This is a genomic window from Acinetobacter sp. YH12129 (assembly GCF_013418685.1).
Lineage (GTDB): Bacteria > Pseudomonadota > Gammaproteobacteria > Pseudomonadales > Moraxellaceae > Acinetobacter > Acinetobacter amyesii.
In genome coordinates this window covers 25,673-51,926 of sequence record NZ_VPBP01000023.1, presented here as the reverse complement: position 1 = coordinate 51,926, position 26,254 = coordinate 25,673, and the positions used below count along the sequence as shown (strand labels likewise).

Below are 26,254 nucleotides of genomic sequence, written 5' to 3'. Positions count from 1 at the left end.
TTCCATTTTAGAGATTTGTTTAAGATAAGATATAACTCATTGAGATGTGTCATAGTATTCGTCGTTAGAAAACAATTATTGTGACATTATTTCAATGAGTTATCTATTTTTGTCGTGTACAGAGATTTTTTTCAATTTCATTTGCAAATTTCAATTCATCTAATTTATTTTCAGATGTTGAGGCTTCAATTTCTTTAACTTTCTCTGAATTAGTCCAATTATTAATCGTATTTGAATTGGTAACATGAGCGGCGGCAGTTAATGATGTCGCCAGCGCATCAAATCCTTGAGCTATTTCAGCTCCTACCGCACTATCTAAAGCTAAAGATTTTCCTGTCTCAATTGCTAAACGGACTGGGCCTGAAATCATTAGTCCTACCGCAAGTTGAACAGTACCTAAATCAACTCCAGTATCTTCACTAATCTGCTTTATATTATTTCCTAAATCAGCAATATTGCTTAATATCGTCATACCAACTGTGGTTTGGGTCGTAACTTTTGTCTCAATGTCAGTTCCTTTCGCATAAATTACTTCTTGTTCATTTACGCCTATTTTAGGTTGTTTAAAAATCGTTTCTAAACCAACACCAGATTGAGCTAATGTATCTAGTTGACTCTGAATTTCACTAAACTCTTTTGCTGCATAGAAAAAATCTAATTTAGAAAATAAAGCTTCAACTTCTTTTGGCTCTATCCCTCGTTTGAGCAATTCACTTGCAACTTTGTCACCAACTACACCCGTTTCTTTATATTCACTTGGTAAATTGTAAAGCCTTGCCTGAATATTATTTAGTGTTTGTAAAGCCTTATCTTTATACTCACCCGCTGGTAAGGCTTGTGCTAAATTTTCTGCACTTTGACGGAAATTCTCTGGCAAATCCTTCTGTTCTTGAATAATCTCCTGTCGTCCAGCTTCTGTCAGTAATCGATGATCAATCGTTACTGAACCATCCAGCATACCTGTGGTCTGATCACGAGTAATTTCTTGGGTATTGTTGATATCACGGTTGGTGGTATCTTTCACATTCGTCACAGTACCTTGACCTAAGGTTGCCTTGGTCAGTTGTTCTGTTTCTTGCCCGCTGCTATTGATACCAATGGTCGTTGAACCTTTTGGAGCTGTAGAAGCTTCTTTAGTTCCCTTTTGTGGAATACCAATACTGGTCGATACATTAATTTCAAAAATTAAAATCCTTTAACGTCTTTCCTTTTTCATCCAATAATTTATATACAAAATCAGGTTCAATTTTTAAAAATAACTCAATAACATCATGAATTTTCCAACCATGTATTTCTGGATGATCAATGATTGAAATTAAATGTTCTTTTAAAAATGGAATATATTCTTTGAAGTCCTCATCGATTATTAAACCAAATAAAGAATCTATTCCAAAAGGTTGAGTATTAGCAAGCTCTATTATTTTGACAATATATGGAAACAATTTTTTTCTTGTTAAGGTACCTAGACCATGGTCAGATTTATCAGCCCAATAACGAATAAATGCTCTAAGAACATGTTGCAATGTATCATCATAACCATTTAGCCTATGATCAATAAAACCATTTAATTTATTGTTTTCAAATAATGCAGTTAAAGCATTAAAACCATAATCATCTCCCCAAAATGTCAACAATTTAGCAGCTTGGAATACAATATAGTCATCCGAATTTGTTAATAATTCTCTTAACTGTTCTATACGGCTAACTGAAATATCTTCAGCATCTAAGTCCTCTGCTATATCTGTATAATTGACACTATCAGGAATCTCATTTAATAAGTCTATAATCTTCTGTTCCAACTCTATACTCCTTACAAACTATTTCTTTATGTATTCTGATGGAACACAACCTTTGATTAAGCATTCCCCATCTCTAATAGCATGATTCAAATCTTTATTTGCATCTCTTAATTTATCTCGATTTTTTTTACTAGGATTACGATCATATTTCGCCTGAGCTGCATCGACTTTAGATTGTAATTCCTTTCTAACTTCGGTATGTGTCACAATCTGACTACCAGAAATCTTACCTGCATCAATATCTTCCTGCAATCGCTTCGTATCAATCTTAATTTGCTCACCACCATAATTTTTAGAATCAATAGCTATTGCTGGATCACTTGTTGAAATGTATGGTGTATTCTCAGAATTACCACCTCTAATATGAGATTGAACAGATCCTGTTCCTTCAGGGTTTGCAGCAACCAAATCACCTTTGTCATTTATGTAAGCTTTTGGTTTACCTTTATAATTTTCTGTAGCAGAAAAATCATGATCATTACGAGTAACATAATCAGGAACAGTAGGTTTTACTGATATTTCATCACTATTTTTAGCTTTTCCTTTCCCTGAAATTAGTGTCTCAGCAGCTATACCAACAATAAAAGTAGCACCTAGCTTTGCATTTTGCAGTGATTCCGCATAATTAAGACTTCGTTGAAAATCATCATCGCTTAGTCCAAGCTGTTTCAACTCACTAATTTTTTCAGACCGACTCCAATCATCATATAGACCATCTGAAAGTCCGTAGAGTGATTTTACTAAATGATCTGATACCGCATTTGTAGCATAATCAATATATTCTCCACTAAATTGATTAACTATATATCCTGCTGTTGCTTTTACAGGCCCTCCTAACAACACGCTAGCAGCAAGTTGTATTTTTTCAATGTCAACACCACTATCTACAGAAATTTTTTCTATATTTTTACTAATTTCTGCTGCCGCATGTAAAAATTTAAAACCTAGTAAATCCGTTTCTTTTACAGCAAGAGAACTATCTGTATTTTCAGCTAATATACTAATTAAGGAGTTTGAGTTGACTATTGGTTGCTCTTTAGAGAGCTCAGAATTAAGAATCTGTTCAATGCCACTACCATTCTGACTCAAAATATCTAATTGTTCTTGGACAGCAGATAATTTTTGAATTGCATACCAATAATTATCTGTATCTATAATCTTTTCGACCTCTTTAATTTCAAGACCATTTTTCAATAGCTCCCCTGCAACTTGCTGCCCATATTCCTCTAAACCCTCAAAATCTGCTGGTAAACTATAAAGTTTTGCTTGTATATTATTTAAACTTTGTAAAGCCTTCTCTTTATATTCTCCCTCAGGCATTTGCTTCACAATATTTTCAGCACTTTGACGGAAATTTTCAGGTAATTCCTTCTGCTCTTGAATAATCTCCGCCCGTCCACTCTTACTCAGTAAACGCTGATCAACCGTCACAGAACCATCCAGCATGCCCGTCACTTGGTCACGAGTAATTTCTTGCGTATTATTAATGTCCCGATTGGTGCTGTCTGGGGCATTTGCAACAGTCCCTTGACCCATCGTTGCCTTAGTCAATTGTTCTGTTTCTTGTCCACTGCTGTTAAGGCCAATGGTGGTTGAACCGTTTGGATATTTGGATTTTTCTCCATCTTTGTTGTTCGTGGTTTTGCCTATCGTCGTTGATACATTAAAACCACTGCTACTGTTGTAGTTATGATCTTCTATGTCTTTCAGCGCAAGTTCGCCTGAATAGTTCAGCTTACCGTGATCCGTTAATGTGCCGTCTTCATTCTTCGTCGCATTGGCAATCACACCACCAATACTGGTAATATTTTTAACACCCATCGCATCTAGATCAGCATCGTTCTGCGCATTGCCAATCAGCAGCTTACTAGTGTCATTTACCCATGCACTGTCAATGCTGCCCTTACTTTGGTTATAGCCAGCGCTGATATTGCTGGCTTTACCGTTAGAACCAAAACCTAAGCCAATATTTCCGCCTTTGCTGCTATTACTGCTAGTCTCTGTATCCTGCAAGCTTTCTACATGGATCTGATTTACTTGTAGATTACCTCGGTCAGCGATAGAAACCTCACCGCCCTGAATATTCAGTTTGTCTATTGCACCTTCAGTACGATTCAGCACAACTTCACTATTTACGTGGGTGAGGCTTTCGTTTTGTGATTGGCTGGTTTGCTTGCCTATTGAAGCACTGCCGCCACCGCCATAGGTATAGCTCACACTTTGGCTATTGGTTTTACTATTGCTGTCCTGTTTACTATGCTCGACGCCTGCAGTCACATTGAGGTCTTTGCTGCCATCAAAGGTCGTGGTGCCTGTTGCATTCACTCGGCTGCCTTGGATATTGATGTCTTGGCCTTCTGATTTAAGCTGAAGGTTATTTAAATCTAAGTTGCTACCTTGCCATTGGCTTTGTTCTGTATTCGTGGTCGTCGTAGTTTCAATCCTTTCACCATTGGCACCAATAGTAAAGCCATAGGTTGCACTGCTTGCAGCCGCAGATGCGGCTGCTGCCCCTACAGCAATCTGTGCACTTGCCACATTGGCCGTTGCCATTGCGACATTGGCTTTGCTGTCATCTAAGGCTCCTTTGGTAATTCGACCCGCTGCATAGTCACGTTGTGCTTGGCTATAATCATCTTTAGCTTTAGATAAGGCTTTAGTTGCATCTGCAACAGCTTCTACCGCTAAGATTGCATCTAAATAGGCATTGCGAATGCCGACTTCTGTACTGATGGTTTCAGTATGAGTCTTTTCTTCTGTGGTGGTTTTATTTTCATAACCGCCTATGTTAAGATTTCCTCGACCATGATCAATGATCGTATCACCTGTCACTGTGATATTTTGGCCGAGGATATCTACACCTTCTGCACCTTGAATTGTTAAATTTTCAGTATTGATATTGCCTGACTTATGCGTTGTGGCTGTAGTTTTAACGGTATTCTCTGCGTCTTCAAGTACAAAGCCGCCCACTCGAATGCTGTCTTTATTCAGCTTAACCCCAAGACCTTGTACCGTTTCTTTGCTGTTTGACGTAACAGTTTTGTGTTGTTCTTCTGCTGCATCGAGCGTGACTTTTTTGCCCGCTAAGACCGTGTTCTGTGCATCAATGTTGCTACTGGTCAGTGTCGTTTGACCTGCTGAACCCACATAGACATTATTGGCACCAAGATCGGTCCCTGTTTGTGTTCTTTGCTCAGTCCGTGTGCTCGATGATTCTCCGATCGTGATCTTCGGTGCTTTTAATCCCGGAGCTAAAGCCTCAATACCCGCTAAGCCAACAGCAGTCACTTTCATTAAGTCTTTGGCAATGCCACGATAACCTTTTTGGGTTTCATCCCATTGCTGATCATTGGTTTCTAATGTCGTCAGACTGACATTTTCGGGCAGGGCATTACCATCTTTGGATTTTAAACTGCCATCCGCTTGGCGTTCGAATTGTTTATTGCCAATATAAATATTGTCTTGAGCTTGTATATCATTGGCTTGCAGCTCGATATTTTTACCGGCATTGATATCAACATTTTTGCCAGCTTTGAGCTGTGTTTGTGCAACATCTTCGTCGATATATCCTGATTGACGGTTTTTAAATTGAATTGTATTTTTCTTGGCTGTTTCCGTGCTCTTTATATCAGTATCAATATCTGACAAAAGTTTTACATTGCCTTGGTTTGCCGTAATTTGAATGCTGTCTTTCGCACCAGCTTGCAGGTGCGTGGCTTGAATATCTCCTGTTTGGCTATTGATCAGGATATTGCCACCCGATTGGATGTCGGTTGCAATCGATTGACTGGTCGAAGATTGGATTTTTTTATCTGTTGTAGAGAAGCCACCTTTTTCTTGGGCTGCAAGCTGAGAACTGCGTTCATCTCGTCCATTTTCGATCAAGACATTTTGTCCAGCATCAATCACTACATTGCCCGACGTACTGTTCAAGGTGCTGGCTTTAATCTGAGTATTGGCACCACTTTGCAGGGAAATATTTCCTTTCGCCTGAATCTGCGTCCCTACATCTCGACTCGAAGCATTCAGAATCTGATCCTTGTCACCTGCTGAGCTTAAATCACTGCGACTGACATTCACCGTAGAAAGATTCAGGTCTTGTCCCGCTTGGATCGCAATGCTACCTTGGCTTTGTAGATCTGATGCAGTCAGATTGATATTATTCTTGGCATTGGCAACCAGCTGACCATCCGCATCTTGTACATACAGCCCAGCAACACGGCCAATGTTTTCAGCGCTAAATTCACTTAAACCGTGCTTATTTTCAGTTTTAATCGTCGTGGTGATGTTGTTAATGTCTCGGCCCGCATCAAGGGCAAGGATTTGATTGGCGGTCATTGTCCCACCAATATTATTGATATCGGTGTGTGCTGTCGCAAAGACATCTCGACCTTGTATTAAGCCACCCACGTTATTAATGTTATTGGCTTCAAGACTCACCAATTGGCGTCCAGCAATACTGCCTTGGTTGTTTAAATCCCCACTCAGTTTTAAATTGACCGTCTCGCCTGCAATCAAGGCACCTTTGTTGTTTAAGTCCCCCGACTGTACCGCAACATACACTTTCGGTACCAAGACTTGGATTTTTTCGCCATCAACGGTAATGGTTTCTGTCACCAGCCACACCATATCACTGGTCAATCGAGCAATCTGTGCTTCTGAGAGCTTCACTCCAACACTTAAATTAAGATCTTTGGCAGCACTTACCCCAGAATCCATCAAGGCTTTGAATTGATCCTCGAAGTTCGTATAACCATCTAAATAAACTTGACCCGTCAGTTGTGCAATTTGGTCATTGACCAGTTTTTGCTCGTAATAACCATCCCCTAAACGTTTTTGCATATTTTGTGGGTTGGTCGTGAACATTTGCAGCATGTAATCACTGCCTAACCAATTTTTATAATTGGTAAAGGCATCGCTGCTTTCAATCAAAGGGCGGTTATTATTTTCTTTATTAACGCTGTATAAGGATTGCAGCGGTAAGCTGAGTTCTGAGGTATCACCATTTAATGTGCCTTGGTGAGCACCATCATATTTCACCACATCAAGTTTTATTGGCGTTACGATATCAGCTGGATTATAGGGTTTAACACTGTTCCACTTACTTCGTTTACTTGTACCTAATGTATTCCAACCTACATAGTGATACTGTGATGTCCCCGTTTTAATCACACGATGCTCACCCTCAGCATCAATATTATTCACTTCATTTTGTTCAATATTAATGCCTTTCGTCGCTAGAATTTGGCTCTTGTCATTGGTCAGGCTTTGGCCTTTTAGCGTCAGTGTGCCACCTGAAATAATCTCCGCTGGTGCACTGGAATCCACATAGTGTTGGGTTTCGTACTGGTTGTAGATATATCGGGTATAGTCTTCATATTTTTGACCATCCAGATAAATGCTGTCATAACTGCCACGACCTGTAATATGCGATGAATCAAGAATTTCAGCGCTTCCAGCACCTTGATAAGCGGTCACATCTTTGCGGGTTTCTGGTATTTCTTTGACACTTGAACTGAAATGCAAATTTCGGTTGGTCAAAATATCCACGCCTAAGTACATATCACCCACGGATTGAATACGTGCACTGGCATTGTCTAATAATGCGGCAGAGCCTTCTGCCATATGGTTTGCATTGAGTTGTCCACCAACAGTCAGCGCACCTTCGCTGGCAATTAAGGCTTGTTCTCGGTTTTCAATTTTTCCGCCTGCAATATCTAAGCGTTGACGTGCCGCAATCGTGCCTGCTTTGACATCGCCATTGGTTTGCTGTTCTGCATTGAGAAGATGCGCGGCTTGCAGGGCAATATGGTCACCATAGATTTGACCTGTACCCACGTTTTGGATGCCTTGACTGGCATCAATACGAGTTAAACCTTGGCTATTAATGAGGCCGGTATTGTTGACGTTTTCAGCCTGAATGCGTTGATCGCCTAGACTTAATATCTTGCCATTATTGTTTAAATCTTTTGCTTGAAGATTTAAACTCGCTGGGGTGCTATCGACTTTATTTTCTGCAACTACTGCACCGCTATTTTGCAGCTCGCCATTGGCACTGATTTTAATATGCCCGGCTGAAGCAAACACTTGCCCTGCATTGTTAATCCCAACCCCTTGTTCGGTACTGATTAAACTGATTTTGCCCGCATACATTCCGCCTAAGTGACTGGTATCAATGGCAAACTGTGGCACAGTGCCTGCCAACCCCGAAGCCGCCTGTATCGCACCAGCCTGCGGATTAACTTCAATATCATTTTGTCCAGCAACCACCGTCAATTCTTTAGCCCAAATCCCCGCATTGATCTGTGCAGCACGGCTGAGTAACTGGGTATAGTCGGCTTTACTGGCATCCAAGCCCTGACCTGTGATGTTAATCACCCCGTCACGGACTTGATAACCTGTCACTTGTCCATTTTGAATATTCGGATTGGCGGTACTTAAAGTCACCCCACCTGCATTGATAAAACCGCCACCATCGACATTAATCCCAGCTTGGTTGGCAATGATCACATCTGCTTTACGTCCACCGACCTCTACATAGCCATTTAAGTGACTTGGATTGCTGCCGTTCACCTGATTAACAATGACTTTGGCTTCACCGCCTGCAAGCCACGGATTGGCTTGGATATAACCCCCAAGCTGCGTTTGAGTATTTTGGCGGCTGTTATTTAAAATGACACCGTTCTGATTCACATCAAATTGCTGGTAGTGATTCACCGATACCCCAGCTTTGCTTGGGGTTTGAATATTCACCTGCGTTGTGCCATTGGCACTGTTCAATATCGTTGGACGCTGATTGCCTGCCGCATTCGAGTCTGCAACAACATTGCTGTGCGATACACCAATAGATGCATTGATCAGGGCAGTGCCTGTAATCAGCATCAATGAAAATGAAAGAACTTTTAAAGCTAAACTTTTTTCAGAAGCAACGACTGGTGTTTCAAGATCAACCGCTTTATTATTCTGTGTTGAGGCTTGTCCTGCAGCTGCGACATTTTCTGCAACAGCAATCATTTCACCACGGGTTTGACTAAAAATCGTTTTATAGCAGTTCTTATTCATTTTTCAATTACCAATGTGTCTTTATTTGGGAGATTTTTTCGCTTTAATACTACGAGCTCATTTTTTAGTTTGTACTTTTCTTTAGATCAGAATGAATAACTGGCACTAAAACCATAATTCAAATCATAATTTTGGAAATATTCAGGCTTCTTGATTGGTTTACCGATAAATATATCGTAGTAAAAAGTGCCACCCACCTTAAATTGACCACGTAGCCCCATCGCACCACCCACAAGGGTTTTACCTAAAAGCCATTGGGCAGATTGACCATCAACATGCCCAGCATCCAAGGCCATATAGAATTGATGTGCGGGAAAAATAGACATGGCTAAATCATTGCGCCAGTAGAAGCCACGGTCTGCTGCTAGGGTTAGGTCACCATCAAAACCGCGTACTGTATACCTTCCACCAATGGAAAGCCGGTCTTGGATGGTCAGCGGGGTGTCATTGTATTGCGCTCTAAAGGCACTTGAGTAGCTATATTGCTGGTTCTCAAATTGGAACGGAACATTCAGATTGGCATCTAGCGTCCAGATCTTCATCCGTGATGTACCTTCGTTCAGCGCTTCCTCAACTGCTGGTAATGAATCGAATGCACCTGTGCCTCGCTTATACCCTAGACTCAAATCCAGCACTGCAAATTGAATATATTCACGATGATCAAGGTTTAACTGCCAACCCGCAACATCTCTGCGCTGTATGGTCAGTTCGGCATCATCAATATAGCTTTTAGATTCTCGATGCCAGCCTTTCAAGGTCGCTGAGGTTTTACGCTTGGCATCCCGATAAAGCAATCGGGTCAAGCCTAAGTCTTGAGTCTGACTTTCTCCATTATAGTTATAGACATTATTGGTGCCTGCAACAGCTTGGTCATAATTGTATCGACTCGCATTGGCGCTGATCAGCCAGTTTTTATAAGGGACTGAATAATGAAGGGCATAGTTATGGGTTCCGCTCTTCACAGTGGTTCCATTTTGATCCGTAATCTCTTGCTGATCTGCTAAGTTACGGCCCATGGTGACGTAAAATAAGTCACTTCTAAATAAAGGGTTATCGACTGAAACGGTGATGTTACCTTGGTATTTACCGGTTTGACGACTACCGGCATCATCAGCACTTAAGGTCACGCGAATTGGAATTTTTCGCTGTTTCCATTTGACGATAACATCACTTTGATTGGGCGCATCTGCAGGAATAATTTGAATATCAGCTTCCGCTGTAGGCAGTCTTTTTAAGTTTTCTAAGCCTTGCTCTAAGTCACGTAAATTGAGAATATCGCCACTCTTCATTGGAAAGATATTTTTGGCATATTGAATTCGGCCTGCTCGGGTATTTTCCTCATCACTTAAATCGAGTTTGATTTCTCGAACTAATCCCGGAATGACGGTGAGTTTTAATACGCCTGTACTTAAGTTTTGAGGTGCAGCCAATATTCGTGTCGTAGTAAAGCCTCGGCCAATGATGATGTTCTGCGTTTGCGTCATCAACAGATTAATTCGCTGCTCACCCATGCATAAACCTGGAGTAAAACTTAAATCTTTTAACGCTTGTTGCACATATTGATCAAAATGCTTACTCATTTCGCCATCAAGTTCAACTGTCTTGATTTCAAAACAATTCTGATCTTCAAGGTCGGTAAGTTGTACAGCTTCTTTTTTTTGGATGACATCTAAATTAACATCACGTTCTGGTTGTATAATTTTTTCTAGTTCTGCTTGGCGCTGCTGGTTTCGAATCAAACCATCTATCGCTGGATCAAATGTTTCTGCAAATGCAAAAGGAGTAACAACAAAACCACCCAAAGTAAGCAAAATACTTTTTAATACTATATTTTTTTTGAACATAAATTTATTGCATGTTAAATTTTGCGCAGAAATTAACAAATAATGACCAAATATTCAATGGTATTTTATTTTTCAATTTCTCCCATTAGATTGTACCCCTCAATAGACACTTAACTTTCATTCTGCAGGACACCTTCACTTGCCACATGTGTCGTTGATAGCCAATCTGACCATTGTTCTTGATATAACTGTACCATATGAGCACTTGGCTGTTTTTTCGTAAGCGTCCGCTGAACACACCTTATGAATTCATCCTATAAGCCTTAATTTAGTCCCCACTTAAAAACAAGTGGGGACTTAAATTTATGACGACAAATAATCAGACATCCATCGCATCTCTAGCGAAAAAACGAAGAACATACAGTGCTGAATTTAAACAGCAGATCGTTCAGGCTTGTAAAGCACCTGACGTTTCAATTGCTTCGGTCGCTTTGCAACATGGATTGAATGCAAATCTTGTATCCAAATGGATTCGCTTATTTGATGGTAAACCAAAGAATGATCGCTCACCACCACCGAATAAACCTGCATTTATTGCCTTATCCTGCTCTGCACCATTAGATCCTATTTCTACTAATATGTTAACGGTTCAAATTGCTTTACCTCACTCAAAAGCAGAAATTGGCTTTGTGATACGGGTCTGATTTTTCTTGATAAGCTGTGGCTCAAATTTACCCTCACGATCTCTAGGGGTATCTAGTTCAAACTCACCATCATCAGTCAGTAGACGCTTCGTTGTGTAACCATTGCGAGCATTTTTACCTGTTCGTGGACTATTCTTTTCGTAACCTAAATGGTCGGTGAGTTCCGCATTAAGGGCAGTTTCAACAGTCAATTTCTTTAAAGCCCGACTAAAATTATTGAGATCGAGTTCGGTTTTTAGGTTCTTGGCTAACTCTTTAGCGAGTGCCAACATTGCTTCATCTTTCATGGTAAACACCTTTTGTTTGACCCCAACAACGTTGGGGGAGTTTAAGCGTTTACATAGTTTTATTTACAGTCTCAACAAATCCGAAAACAAGGCATCACCATTGCTCATCTAAGGAGTAGACCCAGATACGATATTAGGCATATTTAGGTTTTTTGTCGTGTACAGAGTCAAAAAAGATAGAATCTGGATTTTTATTACATTTACTATCCGTATACTTCAACAGCAGCTTTGAATGTTTCACTTAACCTTAAACTTTTTTTAAAATTAAATATATTTACATATACGTTCTAAAATTTGATATAATTTATTAAAACTTTAGATTCCAAGTGTAAATAATGAGAAGCGCTAATATTCGACGTGATGGCTACTTAAAATTTCTGAATACATGGCAAGACCGTGATGTCATTAAAGTACTTTCAGGTGTGCGTCGCTCTGGAAAATCCACCTTATTGGCAATGTTTCAACAAATCCTAAAAGCACAGGGTGTACAAGCCGAAAACATCATTGCCATCAACTTCGAATTTATGGAATTTGAAGAACTCACCGATTACCGTAAACTACATGATTATGTATTGTCCAAAGTTGATAAAAGTAAAAAAAACTATGTTTTCTTAGATGAAATACAACATGTTACAAATTTTGAGAAAGTAGTCGACTCTTTATATGTTCGGGATTATATCGATTTATATATTACAGGCTCAAATGCATTCTTTCTAAGTGGAGAACTTGCGACTTTACTTACAGGACGCTATATCGAGCAACATGTTCTACCTCTGTCATTCCAAGAATTTAAACAGTGGCATATTGAAAATAATCCGATCATCCAACAATTATCAAATCGTGATTTGTATGCCATGTATACGCGCAGTAGTTTCCCTTATACGCTTGCCATGACTAGCCAGCAGGAAACTTATGATTACTTGCAAGCAGTCTATGCCAGTGTAATGTTTAAAGATGTTATTCCCCGTTTGAATACTGCCGATATTAACTCTCTCGAGCGTGTCGCAAGATATTTGGCAAGCGTGACAGGCTCACCTATTTCCATCAATAAAATTAAAAATACCTTTGTTTCAAGTGGGGTTAAAATTTCATTTGAAACAGTAAAACGCTATATTCAGGGCTTACAGGACAGTTTGTTATTTTATAGTGCCGCACAATTTAAAGTACGCGGGCGTGAGTTATTACAATCCTCTGAAAAATACTATTTAGTTGATGTCGGATTGCGCCGGATTATGTTGCCTGATGCTAATGCTGATCAAGGTCATATCTTAGAAAATGTGATTTATCTTGAGCTTGTCAGACGAGGTTATACGGTCTATGTAGGGCGGGTTGATGAATATGAAATTGATTTTGTTGCTGTCGATACTTTACAGAATTTAACTTATTATCAGGTGGCATTAGAAACGCTCAATGAGGAGACACTCAGCCGAGAGTTACGTCCATTACAGAAAATTTCTGATTCGTATCCCAAGTATTTGCTTACCTTAGACACGATAGGGACTGAAGCGAATTATAATGGTATTGTAAAAATGAGTGCTCTCGATTGGTTGCTATCTGAAAATAAGTAAAGTTGAGGGTAGACATGGATACACTTATTTATTAATTAAAACTCAAAGACTTTTCAGCATTAACCAAGAGTGTGATCAAGCATAATTTCTGCTCCATTTGTGATGGATTGATTTACCTCGACTCGATTTCTATCTGATTAAGATGTATGGTCCGCTTGCATCATGTGAGGACAGGAAAAGGCGAAACGGCTACTTTTTGCATGTGATTAGATAGTTACGGCTGTTATAATCCGTTACTTAACGGGGGATTAATATGTTTAAAAATTTATTACTGAGTTTATTTGTGGCTGTTCCACGGCTTTGTTGCATAAAGATTTTGTAAGCTTCTGATTTAAATAGGTTTGTATGAATTTCAACCTAAAAATTAATGAACAAAATCAGTTGGTTATGTATTTATGCAACAAAGCCTATGTTAGAATATTTTTTTATCGATAGTCCAACATTAAAATTTCGTCTATCTGCGGGCTCAAAGAAACGATTATTACTATCATTGACAATCACGGAACCCACATAGTTTCGATCTAATAAATTATCTAGTCGTGCATAAGTATTTACTTTCCAGTCTTTATTGACCCACAAATAGCCAACATTTGCCGCAACGACCGTATAACTTGGTGCAGTATCAGAGTTGATATCATCGACATAAATCTTGTCCATATAACGTGCTTCTAAGCCTGCCTGAAATCCCTGCTCAGGTTGCCATGCCAAGCCTACAAAAGCTTGATTCTTGGCAATACCTGGAATATATGTTCCTTTTTGTATCAGCGGTTTGGTTGTGGTCGCTGGAATATCAGCATCAAAAGTCGCATCTAAATAACTATAACTGGTTCGAATATTGAGTGCTTGCCAGAGCTGTTTTTGCCACGATAACTCTAAGCCTTCACGTAAGGTTTTTTCTGCATTACGAAATGTGCTTCGCCCGCCATTGGCATCGTCAGGCACAATGTCATTTTTAGTTTCAGTATGAAATACAGCAAAAGTAAATAACCCTAAGGTATTCTGCGATTTTAAGCCAAGTTCTACGGTATCACTGGTCGCAGGTTTTAAATTAAAGTTAATGCCTGAAGTCCCTACTGTAAGATAGGCCATCTCGGTAAAGGTTGGTGTTTCGAAGCCTTTGCCATAGCTAGCATAAGTATAAAGCTCAGGTAATATATCCCAGCCTAAAGCGACAGTTGGAAGTAACTTTTGATAATCTGTTGAACCACTGTCATCACCATTGCCTGTGGTTTAGTCATGGTGCTGAAGCTATTTCTGATGTCTTAATTCTATTACCTGCAACACAGTACATTTAAGTTGATGATGCTACTAGCAATGTTTTAACTATTGGAAAATATTACAGTAATTTAAATTATTTGGGGGAATTTTCAATAAACATAAATTTCGACACGTCACATTGTGTCGTTAGTAAGTAGGATGATTCAATCACTTCAAACTTAGCATTGGTATAACCCTGCCCTATGAGACAGCTTCATAATAAGGCTGCTTATATCTAGAATACTGTGGCAGTTTAAAGTTTTATTTTAATTTTACCTCAAACCACATTTGATAAATAATGAAGAAAACCTAGATATAACCCCCACAAACTACTGATATTTTTAATTTGCTAAAATTTTACATTGATCATATTTCATTCATGTAATTGTCATTTTTGCTTCTTATGATGAAGCTTTTTAAACATGATGCTTCAAAAAAATGAAAAAAAAACCACTAACCTTAGCTTTATTAGCTTCGACAATTTTATTAACCGCATGTACTGATGATGGGGACAATGGTCAAAATGGATTGAATAGTTTGATTCAACAGACGCCTTTAGTACTTGGAAATGATGATTGCTGGAGTGCTGGAACACGTATTGAAAGTGGTTTGGATAAAAATCAAAATGGTGAGTTGGATGCGAATGAAATCCAGCAAAGCTCCATCCAGTGTGGTCCAAACTTATTTGCCCAAGGGGTTGCATTGCCTTACCAAAACTTAACAAGCTTTAAGGCGAATGGAACAACTATTGCGAGTGCATTTACACTTCGACAGGGTGGCTTTGGCTCTGATGTTGCTGCCCATCCTACGAACAATAAACAATTTTACGCAATCACAGATCGTGGCCCAAATGCTGACTATAATGATGGCGTGAATGGTGCTGGTAAGATTTTTCCAATGCCAGACTATATACCTAAAATTGGGTTGTTTGAGGTACAAGATGATGGCTCAATCAAACTCATCAAAACGATTTTATTAAAAGATCGTGATGGAAATAATATTAGTGGATTACCGAATACTGCTGCACTAGGTGGTACAGGCGAAACACCTTACGATATTCATGGCAAGGTCATCGCTAAAGATCCATCAAAGCCTTATGACCCAATAACGAACCCTATCAAACTTGATGATTACGGTCTCGATTCTGAAGGTTTGGCAGCATTGAATGATGGTACATTCTGGGTGAGTGATGAATATGGTCCTCACATTGTGCACTATGATGCCAATGGAAAAGAAATTGGTCGTATTAATCCTTTTGTAAATGATGTGCGCAATACCTTCACTTTACCGCAAGAATTTAGTTATCGTCGTGCCAACCGTGGTATGGAAGGTTTAACTATTACACCTGACCAAAAAACATTGGTTGGGATTATGCAATCGACAATGGACTTACCGACTAAAGCTGTTAATAAATCAACCTTAACACGTATTGTGACGATCAATCTTGAAACAGGAAAAGTTGCTCAGTATCTCTATCGTCAAGAAATTGATGCTAACTCAAACTCAGCTATTATTGCGATTAATGATCATGAGTTTTTAGTACTGGAACGTGATGGCAAATTCCTTAAAGACGATCCGAATATCATGAAACATGTTTATCGTATTGATCTGAAGGATGCTACCAATTTGGAGGATATCGCAACTCAGGGCGATCTAGTGCAAGATCCTAAACTTGGTTTAACGATTGCAGGTAAAACCCTCGAGCAATATTTCATCAATAACGATAAAAAATGGGAAGCATTACAAGCACTAAATATTCAGCCAGTAAGTAAAACATTGGTATTGGATATGGGTAAACGTGTAAGTTATGCGCATGACAAAATGGAAGGTCTATGGTTGATTAACCGACAAACTCTTGGCATTGTGAATGATGATGACATGGGTCTTTGGACAACCAATGGTTTAGAGCAAAAGTATTTGGATAATGTGGGCATGCGTGTCGATACACCTACCTTATATATTGCCGATAAGTTAAATCTTTTCAACCCATAACAATGAATGAAGCCCAAAAGCTAAAACTTTTGGGCTTTTTAAATTCAACTTTTGTCTAGAGAGAAAAATGAGAATAACTCAATCGGCTTTGATAACTTTCTTGGCAATTACAGTGCTACCATCGCTGAGCTATGCATCTCCCAAAGTCACATCTCGCGAATACAAAGTACTATTAGATCCCATAAATTTTAATTATGGAAATGAAGCAAGCAGCATAAATAGCTATTTTTCAGCGGTGAAAAATGCGATTGAAAATAAAATCAGTCGTGACGTAACTGGTGCTATGATCTTTGATACACAAAGAGAAATCCGCTTTTACGATACTCAAGGAAGCTGTACTTTAAAAAATATGGGATACAGCTTCAGAGAGCGTAATGAAAATGGTACAAAAGAAGTAACTTTAAAGTATCGTGGATATGACCATTATATTGCTGACTTCAAAGATTTGACTAGCAATGTATCAGGCGCAAAAACTAAGCTAGAAGATGACATTACTCGTAAAGATAACTTGAGTTTCCTTGTAGTTGCAAGCAAGTCAACAACCGTACCAACCTCGCGAACCATTAACGATTTTGAGGATATCAATATTCTATTTACTGGCTTCAAAAATGACTATAATTTTAATAATAGTCTAGCCCTGAATCAAGTTGGTGGTCTAACTATCTATGAACGAAAATATAGTGGTGCAACGATTGATTTAGGTGAATTCGATGCAGATTTAGAGTTAAGTTTATGGTATACCCTATTGCCTTACGGTAGTCTAAAACCTGTTTTAGCAGAAATTTCGTTTAAATATTCAGATCCCAATGCGAATTTCACAAGAAAAGTAGTTGATCGTGCTGCTTTAAGCTTCAGTGCTTTAAAAGGTTTAACCCAATATAATGCACCAACTTCGACAGCAACAAAGACTCAGTTTGTGTACCAATATCAATCAAATTTCTGCAATTAGCCTTCATACACATCTAGAAAATTTAACCTGATAGAAACAATAAAAAATGGGTAACTGTCAGATCAGGTTTGAGATACAAGTTATCCTTCTCTGCCCCAATTTCAAGCCCAATATTTAAAGCTTGGGCTGTTCTAAACACATTAATCACACAGCCTAAACCGAGTGAATAAATCGGCTGTCTTAATAGAACAACAACAGCACCTAGAATATGCTCAACTTCAGCCACAGTTTCAGGCTCGTATAGGTATTTTCCGTTCGCTTCTACGTGATTGTCAGTTTAGGACGCAAACTGGGGCTCATCCCGCCTGCACGTCCAACGCACAGCTTGGGGTATGAAGAATCACTCTATTGGTTCAGAGTATTGGCCTTCTTCGATGGCAAACGCAGCCGCATGTCGAAAAGGCCCATCAGGCGAAAATAGCAAGCCCCCCATTTGATCACTTACCGTGGCAGTTGGGACAATGGGGCAACACTTGATATGCCGAGCTTAAGAGGGTGAATAAGAGGGATGTGAACCGCCCCAAGGAATGGGGCAATTGGGGATGCGGTAACAACTCCTAACCGCATCAAGAATACCAAACTTGCAAAAGTCCCAAATTGGGACTAATATCTATTTATGAGAATTATCGCACTATCAACCTTAAAAACATTTTGGGAAGACAGCTCAGAATACATTGACGCTAAAGAGCCAACGTTAGCTTGGTATAGGCATGCATTAAACGCTGATTGGGGAGCACCGGCGGATGTGAAACAGGACTTTAGAAATGCCAGCATCCTCAAAGATGGGCGTGTCGTGTTTAACATTGCCGGTAATAAATACCGGTTAGTTGCTTGGATCAATTATGCGTACAAAGTGGTTTACATACGGTTTATCGGCAGCCATGCGCAATACGATAAAATTGATGTACAAACGATTTGAAGCCAAAAGGTAGTAACAAGAGGTAAATATAATGGACATCAGACCTATTAAAACAGATGCCGACTACCGCGCGGCATTAAACGACATCGAAAACCTAATGATGGCGGAGCCTGATACCGTCGAAGGCGAAAAGCTGGACATTTTGGTTACGTTAGTCGAGGCCTACGAAGCAAAGCATTTTCCAATGGATTTGCCAGACCCTGTTGAGGCAATAAAGTTTGAGATGGAGCGCAAAGGCTTAACCGTTAAAGATCTTGAACCCATGATAGGTAAAAGCAATCGTGTTTATGAAATCCTAAACCATAAGCGATCACTCACGCTAAAAATGATTTGGAAACTTCATGAAGGGTTAGGTATTCCAGCAGAGTCGCTGATCAAGCCACCGCAAGTTCGCGCTTTATAGTGCTGCGAATCAAAATTAGTTTGTTATGAATGACGCTCGCTACCCAAACATTTCTGCTATTGATAACAGGCTAGCTGAGCTTGAAAATGAAAAGCAGCAGCTTCTCGCATTAAGAGAGGCTTTGCGTAGCGCTCAAATCGAGCGTTCAGTACAGACATTCACGCCAGAACAAAAGGTCGCCTTATTCAGACAACGATTTCGTGGAAGAGAGGATATCTTTGCCAATCGTTGGCAAAATCAACAGGGGCGCAGTGGCTATTCCGTAGCCTGTGATAATGAGTGGGTAAGCGGGCTATGCAACAAACCCCGCATTAAATGCCAAGACTGTTCACACCGAAAGTTTAGCGAATTAAACGAGCACATTATTTACAGGCACCTTGCCGGTCATCAAGTGGTTGGTCTGTATCCACTACTTAAAGATAATTCGTGCTATTTGTTGGCAGCCGATTTTGACAAAGGCTGTTGGCAAGAAGAAGTCAAAGCAATGTCTAAAGTGTGCCAAGCGTTTGATATTCCGCACGCGATAGAAATCTCGCGTTCTGGCAACGGGGCTCACTTATGGATATTTTTTGAAACCAATATCCCAGCGAACCATGCTCGGGCACTGGGTTTCGCTTTGCTTGATAAAGCCATGGAAATATTTCCAAATCTATCGTTTGACTCCTATGACAGGCTCTTTCCTAACCAAGATGTACTTCCTGAAGGCGGGTTTGGCAATCTCATTGCGTTACCACTTCAAAAGGAGGCTCGCCTTTCAGGTCGTAGTTGCTTTGTTGACAGTGACCTGAATGCCATCGATGATCAATGGCGGTACCTTGCTGAGCTTAAAACGCTCACTCAGTCGAGTATTGACCAACTCATAACAACTATTTCACCCAACACCCTATTACTGTCCGAGCAAGGGCTAACAGACAACCGCCCTCCTTGGGAAATCACAGCCAAAGCCGCACCAATAAAATTAGAGTCTTTGCCGAAAAACGTGACCATTACCTTGGCCAACCATATCTACTTTTTGATGAGCGAGTTACCTGGGCCATTACTGGCCGGACTAAAGCGATTAGCTAGTTTTTCTAATCCTGTGTTTTTTAAAACACAAGCGTTGCGCTTTTCAACCCATGGCATTCCGAGGTTTATTTCCTGTGCTCGTATTGAAAACGGTTATCTAGCACTACCGCGAGGCTGCCTCGATGATGCGATTGCTTTGCTACAAGAGCAAAACATTTCGCCACTATTTGACGATAAGCGTGAAATTGGTAAACCATTATTAAAGCTTACCCCTGAGTTCACTTTGCGAAAGAACCAGCGTGACGCAGTGGCCGCAATATCTAAACATGACTTCGGTATTTTGCATGCGCCAACTGCATTTGGAAAAACGGTTACTGCCATTGCTATGATCGTAAAACGCAAAGTAAATACCCTCATACTGGTTCATAGCCGACAACTGCTCGAACAATGGCAAGAGCGCTTACGCACGTTCCTACCCGAAGTAACCATTGGCAGTATAGGCGGAGGTAAAAGAAAGCCGAGTGGCATTATCGACATAGCCACCTACCAAAGTTTGGTTAATAAAAAAGACAATTCCATCACTCCTCTCATTCAAGACTACGGCCATATTATTGTTGACGAATGCCACCACCTATCTGCACCAAGGTTTGAAATGGTACTCAACGAGGTAAGAGCAAAATATGTATTGGGCCTTACAGCAACACCAGAGCGACAAGATGGTCATCAAAAGATCATTTTTATGGCGGCAGGGCCTATTCGCTACAAAGTGAAACAAAGCCCTGATGAGCAATTTACTCAAACCGTGATGATTCATCAGCTCTACGATGTACCAGCAGCAGAGCTTATAAAAACAGATGAGCGCCCCAAAATAAGCGATGCCTACCGCTGGCTCGTCAATAATGAGCAGCGCACTTCAAAAATCGTCTCAGACGCCTACGAGTGTGTTCAAAATGGCGGACACCCGTTAGTCCTTACAGAGCGTAGAGAGCACGCAGAATCCATACACTCACGACTTACCGAAATGGGTATAAGCACTGTCGTACTTAAAGGCGCCATGAAAGCTGCGGAACGCAAGAACGCTGACAATCATCTGCAATCGGCTCAAGTCGTCGTCGCAACAGGAAAATATGTAGGCGAAGGGTTTGACCTACCAAGACTGGATACGTTGTTTTTGGCCATGCCCATCTCATGGAAAGGAACATTGGCTCAATATGCCGGTCGTATTCATCGTGAATCGGAAGGCAAAACACAAGTCACTATTCACGACTATGTGGACTGCACTCTCCCTATGCTGCAACGCATGTTTAAAAAACGCGAGAAAAGCTACAAGGCTATGAGGTACGCCCTTGAGTACATTGATGACAACAGTAACAAGCAACCTTCATTGAAATTAGAAAACATCCCTTCACCAAATACCAAGCCAAAATAAACAGCAGCACTTCATTAAACACTTCCCCATGCCTTTACCCCCATACGCCAAAACTGAGCTAAATCAGCTGTGGTTTGTGCTCCACAATTGGAAATAAATTCAGCAATCTCTAAGTAGCTGGCACCTTGAGATTGTTCACCATCATAGTATTGAAGCTGTGTCATGGCCGACGAAAAATGCAGCCGCTTGTCACCGTCGCGGTCAAACCGTTTTGTTAAGAAGGTATGGTGCTGTGACGAAAATTGCCTCATCTCACTTGGAAACATGTCAACACCTGCCGCTAACGCCAATTCATAACAGACCATCTCCCACGCGCCCACATCATGGGTATCGTTTAAATTGGGAAACTTAGCAATCCACAAGTGGTCTTGTTCATCTGTGACACAAGCTTTGGGCCTTGCACCACCTAATGATGAGCCTGGAGAAATCAGCATTTTCAACCAGCGGTAATACTCGTCACTGTCGATGTTATCGTCTTTTTCAATCTGCATTGCTGCATGCTCTAGCTCTCGCAAAGAAGCCATTGGCGGCGCAGCAAATTCAGAATTGTCGTCCAAAAAAGCATTCGAGCCTGTTCGCTTAAATCGAATACCACCCATCCGGTAAGAGTCATTTACGCCCAGCAGGTAATCCAATTCGTTTAATCGACTTGTTGCTCGAATGCCTTTGCGCGCCTCAATCGCCGCACGCCGCTGCATTAAAATACGCCCCCATCTATCAGGCGATGAATCAAGAAATGCGCGGAAGCTTTTATCGACTTCATCGTTTTAGAGTACACCGGAGTGGAGGGTCAGGATGGGATCAATTTGCAAGCGATAGGCTGAGGTTAAAAATGCTTTATCGTAGGCAAAACTAAACACGCCACCTCGGCTTGAATCGCTGTAAGAAAGCAGCCCTATTAGCAAAGGTGCTTCAATTGGCTGCCAGTCGGCATAGACTTCAACGATTTCACGGCTCATCTTGAACCTTCCAGCAATTTTATGTTTTGCAGCTTGATACCCACTTCATCATGGGCGGCCATTTCTGCAAAGTTGCTTTCCATGCCAAGAACGGCCATCACCTTTAAGTAAGTGCCTATGGCAACGCCCGGATCACCGGCTAAGACTTAATTCACGGTTTTATGATCAAAACCAGTACGTTCACACAGTAGCTTTTTGGTAAAACCACGTCTTTTCATCGCCAACAGCAAGTCTTCACCAAACTGCGTCAGGATTTTACGCTGCTTTGGAAACAATATATTGTGTAAGTCACGCTTAGCCATATCACCAACCAAAGGGACTATATTCCCACTTTACTCAATATAATTGGATTTATATCCTACTTTTAGGTTTAGCTTGCGCGTTGGCCAAGGCGATGATGTGAATCCCTGAATGCCAAAGGTCATCAAATTACACTTTTATGCGCATAAAAATGTAAAATTCCGCACTTTTCTGCGCGTAAAAGTGTAGGCTGAGTTATACTACAGGCAGTTAACAGTCTTAATTGGCGGGAAATGACAATGCAGCGCAACTTACTAAACGCCCTAATAACATGGAAAAATCAACCGGTGCGCAAGCCATTATTGATCGATGGTGCAAGACAAACAGGTAAAACCTATCTGCTACAAGAGTTATTTGGGAATACCTTTGCCAACATCCTTCGTATCGACTTCCTTGAAAACCCTGCCTACAAAGAAGCGTTCGATGGCTCTCTGTCACCTGACGAGCTAGTAATGAATATTGAGTTGTTAACCAACCAAGCGTTCAACCCAGAAACCGATCTGCTGATATTAGATGAAATTGGCGAATGTGAACGTGCCGTTACCTCACTAAAGTACTTTGCTGAAAAAGCACCGTCCTATTTTGTCGCTGCCAGCGGCTCGAATATTGGTTTGCTCAACACCTTCCCTGTGGGCAAGGTAGAACAATACAATTTACGACCACTGACCTTCCAAGAATTTATTTACGCATCCAACGAGCAAGCGCTGATCAAAGCGTTTGATAGTCAAGCAAGCACACCGGCAGTACACACCAAATTGATGGACAAACTCACTGACTACTTTTTTACTGGTGGTATGCCGGAAGCCGTTTCTGCTTGGTATCAGTATAAGGATTCAAGCATTCTAGAGCGTGTTGAAAAAGTCACAAAAATTCATGCCGATTTAGTGGAAGGTTATCGCCGCGATTTTGGTAAGTACGCGGGCAAGGTCGACACCACACTGATTGAATCGGTATTTAATAGCATTCCAGCCCAGCTATCACTTGTCAGCGATGAGTCGGTTAAACGCTTTAAATTTAAGCATGTGCATGAGCGTAAATCTCGTTATAGCGATTTTGAAACCGCGATCCATTGGCTTAACTGCTGCCGCCTAGCTTTGCCAAACTACCCTATTGAAGGATTGCCGAAATCTCCGTTAGCGGCCTATAAAAAAGAAAATATGGTGAAACTGTTTTTGTTTGATGTGGGTCTGCTTAATCATATGCTCGGCAGCAGTTATAAAGAAATTAAGCAACAAAACTATGAATACAAAGGTTATGTGGCTGAAAACTTTGTGCAACAAGAGCTCACTGCCATTGGCGTTGACCCAAGCTATTCATGGAATGACGCCCGTGCCGAAATCGAATTTATTTTGGCGACCGATGAAGGCGATATCGTCCCTGTGGAGGTCAAAAGTGGTAAACGTACAAGAGCAAAATCGTTGGCATCCTACGTTGAAAAATGTACTCCAAGTAAAACCTTTAAGTTAACGGGTACACAAGGCTCATCCGCATTAGAGCAAACCAATATCGTGATGCCTTTGTATTTCACGCAGTATTTACCACAGAGATGGTAAAAGCGCGTTACTTAGACCCCGAGGTCTACACAAAGTGACTTCATAGGTAACAATTTGTAGACCTTTGGTGGGCTTACAACCTTTCAACCAACCCTCAATCGGTTTTTTGCTAACGTCATTTGGCCAGCCTATCGCCTCATCGTTTAAAGCAAATCACTCAAGCGATTTAACAGTGCTTTACGGCTATTATTCGCCACAACAAAGCGCTTAAAACGTTGTTCAAACGCCGCTTCATCAGCTTTGAACTGATAGGCCTCAAACAGCTGATGCAGATAGCGTGATGCCGCATCGTAACCACTGGCGCAAGTTCGATCCGCTTGCTCTTGTGATTGCTGCCAGTAGTGCTCACGTTGATTGTAGATATACGTCAACGCTTTTTCTTTTTCCGCTTTTTCGATAGCTAATTTTTTTGCGAGTGCTGCGGCTTGCTCTTGCTGTAATTGACTTTGCGCTTGCTCAATGAAAGGAGAAATGACGGCGGAAGTTAACCAGTATTGATAGATCTCGTCTGTGTTGACAGGTTCTTTTCGCGTCAGCGCTAAGGCTTGGTGACGGGTTAGCTGGCCTTGCTCAAACAACGTGCGTAATAGCGTGTCTTTCTCTGCTTGCGAGAGATTATGGATCCACGCATCAAGCGTAAGCTGAGTTTGTTTGGCTTGGTGACTGGGTTGTTCGCTCAGCACCATGGCGAGCGCCTTAACCAATGCTAAGGGAATATCATACAGCGCAGCAAACGACTGCTCCTCTTCCCTGAGGTGCTCAAAATCGAATTGAATTAACGGCACTCGCTCAACGCCATCATTAAAATCAAACGCTTTGAGCCACATTAAGTACACAAGGCGCCAATCCCCTTGCATTAACCCGCCGCGTAAAGCGGCTAAATGCTGGAAAAAGTCGTCAGCATGCTCATCGTCAAAATACTCATCACACTCCTCAAGGGAAAAAATCAGCAACTGCCACTCATCGTTTTCGTGAACATGAAGTCCATCACTTGAAAAGCCAAGTAACGCATCTGGAAGCGTTCCTGCTGGTAGCTTGATGTATACATCGATTGAGCCCCAATCGGCATAGTAAAAACCGATATCAAAGTATTTTAACATCAGCTCAAAAGGCTCGGCCTTTAGATCACTGTAGGTGTAATACACCTGAAAGGCCGTAGCGCTGATCTCGGCACGGCTTGAAATGGCTCTGAGTGCTTGACGTGCTTTAGCATCTAAATACCCATCCAGACGCTCAAATTTATAGTATTGAAATTCGCTCACGGTGACCTTGCTATTTATTTATTGTGAATTGAAAAGTTTGTTTTAACAAAGGCTGTACCTGAATCACTCTGGCGACTTGTTCAGCGTTTATATAACGTCTTGGGTCAATCGTTACAAATCCCCAAAACTGCAAAAATCGCTCAATAAATCGTGATTCGATGAGCATACTTAAGTTTCTTTCTGGCGAGAAGTAATCATCCGTAGGGAATACCAGCAATAGATTAGGGAAAGCTGTCATCACCTCTTTCACAAGCTGCTCCACACTGTTGTGGCTTTGAATACGCCACAGCATAAACAACCAAAAAGTGCGCAAGTCGACATCGTATTCGAAACTGTCCAAATAACCCCAGTTATATTTGCTGATAGCGGCCTCTAACATAGGTTTGAAAAAGGCCTGTATGCCTAGCGCTTGATACTGCTTTTGCGCTGATTTTTTTACATGGTAGCGGCCACTGCGCCGATAAATAATACCGCTAATTTCGGCAAGCACTCGGGTGTAGTGCAAGGCATTAAATTTGTCTTCATTGCTGCCCGAAAACTCGCTGATGCTTATACTACGTTCTAATTGAGCAACGGCAAACTCAGGCAATAACTCACTGGCCTGTTTAACCAACTTAGCCGGTAAGTTGCCTTTACTCGTGGCTTTGAAGGAGCCTTCTTGCGCCATGGCCTCATCAAGAATGAGGGCTAGATAACGCATTATTGGGCTGGCAGAAAGAGAGTCGGGAGTGCAAATTGTCACCCACTTTAATTCATCAAAAGGCGCATAAAGCCAATTGGCCATTTGCGTTGGCGTTACGCCACAAAAATCGGGATGAGGTTGATGATTGCGTTCTTGCACTTTGTGCTGCAAAGCGGCATTGAGTTCATCAAGACTCAAATTTGGGTTCATTGCCAGCATGGTTTCAACATCATCGAAGACTTGGGCATGTTGCTTGGAAACGCTGCTCATACAACAACGTTTAAATTTTTTACCACTGCCACAATGGCAAGGATCGTTTCGGCCGAGCTTCATTACTGTC

At 41.0% G+C, this 26,254-nt stretch carries 15 protein-coding genes and 5 pseudogenes; 9 read left to right on the top strand and 11 right to left on the bottom strand.

Going from position 1 to position 26,254, the window contains the following annotated elements:
* Positions 1-103: 103 nt before the first annotated feature.
* From FTU65_RS11885 to FTU65_RS11870, 4 genes are all read right to left on the bottom strand, one after another.
* Positions 104-1,024: a hypothetical protein gene (locus tag FTU65_RS11885; RefSeq protein ID WP_180066820.1), complete on the bottom strand. Its 921-nt coding sequence runs from the start codon at positions 1,022-1,024 to the stop codon at positions 104-106.
* A gap of 154 nt (positions 1,025-1,178) precedes the next feature.
* On the bottom strand, positions 1,179-1,799 hold the full coding sequence (locus FTU65_RS11880; RefSeq protein WP_154320123.1) for a hypothetical protein: 621 nt from the start codon (positions 1,797-1,799) through the stop codon (positions 1,179-1,181).
* An 18-nt stretch (positions 1,800-1,817) separates the two neighbouring features.
* Positions 1,818-8,861: a hemagglutinin repeat-containing protein gene (locus tag FTU65_RS11875; protein ID WP_180066819.1), complete on the bottom strand. Its 7,044-nt coding sequence runs from the start codon at positions 8,859-8,861 to the stop codon at positions 1,818-1,820.
* An 86-nt stretch (positions 8,862-8,947) separates the two neighbouring features.
* On the bottom strand, positions 8,948-10,705 hold the full coding sequence (locus FTU65_RS11870; protein ID WP_154320126.1) for a ShlB/FhaC/HecB family hemolysin secretion/activation protein: 1,758 nt from the start codon (positions 10,703-10,705) through the stop codon (positions 8,948-8,950).
* A gap of 305 nt (positions 10,706-11,010) precedes the next feature.
* Here FTU65_RS11870 and FTU65_RS11865 point away from each other — a divergent pair, with 305 nt between their 5' ends.
* Positions 11,011-11,349: a transposase gene (locus FTU65_RS11865; RefSeq protein ID WP_154320127.1), complete on the top strand. Its 339-nt coding sequence runs from the start codon at positions 11,011-11,013 to the stop codon at positions 11,347-11,349.
* Here the strand turns inward: FTU65_RS11865 and FTU65_RS11860 are convergent.
* Positions 11,334-11,636 (bottom strand): annotated as a pseudogene (locus FTU65_RS11860) (transposase); the annotation flags it as partial. The gene FTU65_RS11865 and the pseudogene FTU65_RS11860 overlap by 16 nt on opposite strands.
* Positions 11,637-11,971: 335 nt before the next feature.
* Between FTU65_RS11860 and FTU65_RS11855 the strand changes: the two are divergent.
* Positions 11,972-13,204 carry an ATP-binding protein gene (locus tag FTU65_RS11855; RefSeq protein ID WP_094069408.1) on the top strand — a complete coding sequence of 411 codons (1,233 nt, stop codon included), beginning with the start codon at positions 11,972-11,974 and terminating at the stop codon, positions 13,202-13,204.
* Positions 13,205-13,242: 38 nt separating this feature from the next.
* Positions 13,243-13,329, top strand: a pseudogene (locus FTU65_RS16470) (HNH endonuclease); the annotation flags it as partial.
* Positions 13,330-13,597: 268 nt separating this feature from the next.
* Here FTU65_RS16470 and FTU65_RS11850 read toward each other — a convergent pair.
* Positions 13,598-14,425 (bottom strand): annotated as a pseudogene (locus FTU65_RS11850) (TonB-dependent receptor domain-containing protein); the annotation flags it as partial.
* 474 nt (positions 14,426-14,899) lie between these two features.
* On the opposite strand from FTU65_RS11850, the gene FTU65_RS11845 reads away from it, so the two are divergent.
* The gene (locus tag FTU65_RS11845) at positions 14,900-16,453 is read left to right on the top strand and encodes an esterase-like activity of phytase family protein (RefSeq protein WP_167846514.1); all 1,554 of its coding nucleotides are present in this window, start codon (positions 14,900-14,902) and stop codon (positions 16,451-16,453) included.
* 67 nt (positions 16,454-16,520) lie between these two features.
* Positions 16,521-17,402, top strand: coding sequence for a hypothetical protein (locus tag FTU65_RS11840; RefSeq protein ID WP_094069355.1), 882 nt, complete (start codon positions 16,521-16,523; stop codon positions 17,400-17,402).
* Between the two features lie 22 nt (positions 17,403-17,424).
* Here the strand turns inward: FTU65_RS11840 and FTU65_RS11835 are convergent, their stop codons facing one another.
* Complete coding sequence (locus tag FTU65_RS11835) at positions 17,425-17,628, bottom strand: hypothetical protein (RefSeq protein WP_094069354.1); 204 nt, start codon at positions 17,626-17,628, stop codon at positions 17,425-17,427.
* Between the two features lie 390 nt (positions 17,629-18,018).
* On the opposite strand from FTU65_RS11835, the gene FTU65_RS11830 reads away from it, so the two are divergent.
* From FTU65_RS11830 to FTU65_RS11820, 3 genes are read left to right on the top strand one after another with little or no spacing between them, the layout of a single operon-like run.
* Positions 18,019-18,321: a type II toxin-antitoxin system HigB family toxin gene (locus FTU65_RS11830; protein ID WP_154320130.1), complete on the top strand. Its 303-nt coding sequence runs from the start codon at positions 18,019-18,021 to the stop codon at positions 18,319-18,321.
* Between the two features lie 31 nt (positions 18,322-18,352).
* Positions 18,353-18,724 carry a type II toxin-antitoxin system HigA family antitoxin gene (locus FTU65_RS11825; protein ID WP_000354814.1) on the top strand — a complete coding sequence of 124 codons (372 nt, stop codon included), beginning with the start codon at positions 18,353-18,355 and terminating at the stop codon, positions 18,722-18,724.
* 25 nt (positions 18,725-18,749) lie between these two features.
* Positions 18,750-21,158 (top strand): DEAD/DEAH box helicase family protein, encoded by a 2,409-nt coding sequence (locus tag FTU65_RS11820; RefSeq protein ID WP_094069352.1) that lies wholly within the window; start codon positions 18,750-18,752, stop codon positions 21,156-21,158.
* Positions 21,159-21,202: 44 nt separating this feature from the next.
* Here FTU65_RS11820 and FTU65_RS11815 read toward each other — a convergent pair.
* Positions 21,203-22,117 (bottom strand): annotated as a pseudogene (locus tag FTU65_RS11815) (type II toxin-antitoxin system HipA family toxin); the annotation flags it as partial.
* A pseudogene (locus tag FTU65_RS16465) lies at positions 22,114-22,419 on the bottom strand (transcriptional regulator). The pseudogenes FTU65_RS16465 and FTU65_RS11815, both read right to left, overlap by 4 nt.
* Before the next feature lie 237 nt (positions 22,420-22,656).
* Here FTU65_RS16465 and FTU65_RS11805 point away from each other — a divergent pair.
* Positions 22,657-23,970, top strand: a complete 1,314-nt coding sequence (locus FTU65_RS11805) for an ATP-binding protein (RefSeq protein WP_070153175.1) — start codon at positions 22,657-22,659, stop codon at positions 23,968-23,970.
* Between the two features lie 143 nt (positions 23,971-24,113).
* On the opposite strand, the gene FTU65_RS11800 is transcribed toward FTU65_RS11805, so the two are convergent.
* Complete coding sequence (locus FTU65_RS11800; RefSeq protein WP_179989052.1) at positions 24,114-25,232, bottom strand: hypothetical protein; 1,119 nt, start codon at positions 25,230-25,232, stop codon at positions 24,114-24,116.
* Between the two features lie 10 nt (positions 25,233-25,242).
* Complete coding sequence (locus FTU65_RS11795; protein WP_070153169.1) at positions 25,243-26,247, bottom strand: YecA family protein; 1,005 nt, start codon at positions 26,245-26,247, stop codon at positions 25,243-25,245.
* Positions 26,248-26,254 lie beyond the last annotated feature (7 nt).

Bases quoted from the DNA above. Each gene is read 5' to 3' on its own strand.
- FTU65_RS11865 (WP_154320127.1), top strand. From the start codon at position 11,011: ATGACGACAAATAATCAGACATCCATCGCATCTCTAGCGAAAAAACGA.
- FTU65_RS11870 (WP_154320126.1), bottom strand. From the start codon at position 10,705: ATGTTCAAAAAAAATATAGTATTAAAAAGTATTTTGCTTACTTTGGGT.
- FTU65_RS11830 (WP_154320130.1), top strand. From the start codon at position 18,019: ATGAGAATTATCGCACTATCAACCTTAAAAACATTTTGGGAAGACAGC.
- FTU65_RS11845 (WP_167846514.1), top strand. From the start codon at position 14,900: ATGAAAAAAAAACCACTAACCTTAGCTTTATTAGCTTCGACAATTTTA.
- FTU65_RS11795 (WP_070153169.1), bottom strand. From the start codon at position 26,247: ATGAAGCTCGGCCGAAACGATCCTTGCCATTGTGGCAGTGGTAAAAAA.
- FTU65_RS11805 (WP_070153175.1), top strand. From the start codon at position 22,657: ATGCAGCGCAACTTACTAAACGCCCTAATAACATGGAAAAATCAACCG.
- FTU65_RS11855 (WP_094069408.1), top strand. From the start codon at position 11,972: ATGAGAAGCGCTAATATTCGACGTGATGGCTACTTAAAATTTCTGAAT.
- FTU65_RS11840 (WP_094069355.1), top strand. From the start codon at position 16,521: ATGAGAATAACTCAATCGGCTTTGATAACTTTCTTGGCAATTACAGTG.
- FTU65_RS11825 (WP_000354814.1), top strand. From the start codon at position 18,353: ATGGACATCAGACCTATTAAAACAGATGCCGACTACCGCGCGGCATTA.
- FTU65_RS11820 (WP_094069352.1), top strand. From the start codon at position 18,750: ATGAATGACGCTCGCTACCCAAACATTTCTGCTATTGATAACAGGCTA.
- FTU65_RS11875 (WP_180066819.1), bottom strand. From the start codon at position 8,861: ATGAATAAGAACTGCTATAAAACGATTTTTAGTCAAACCCGTGGTGAA.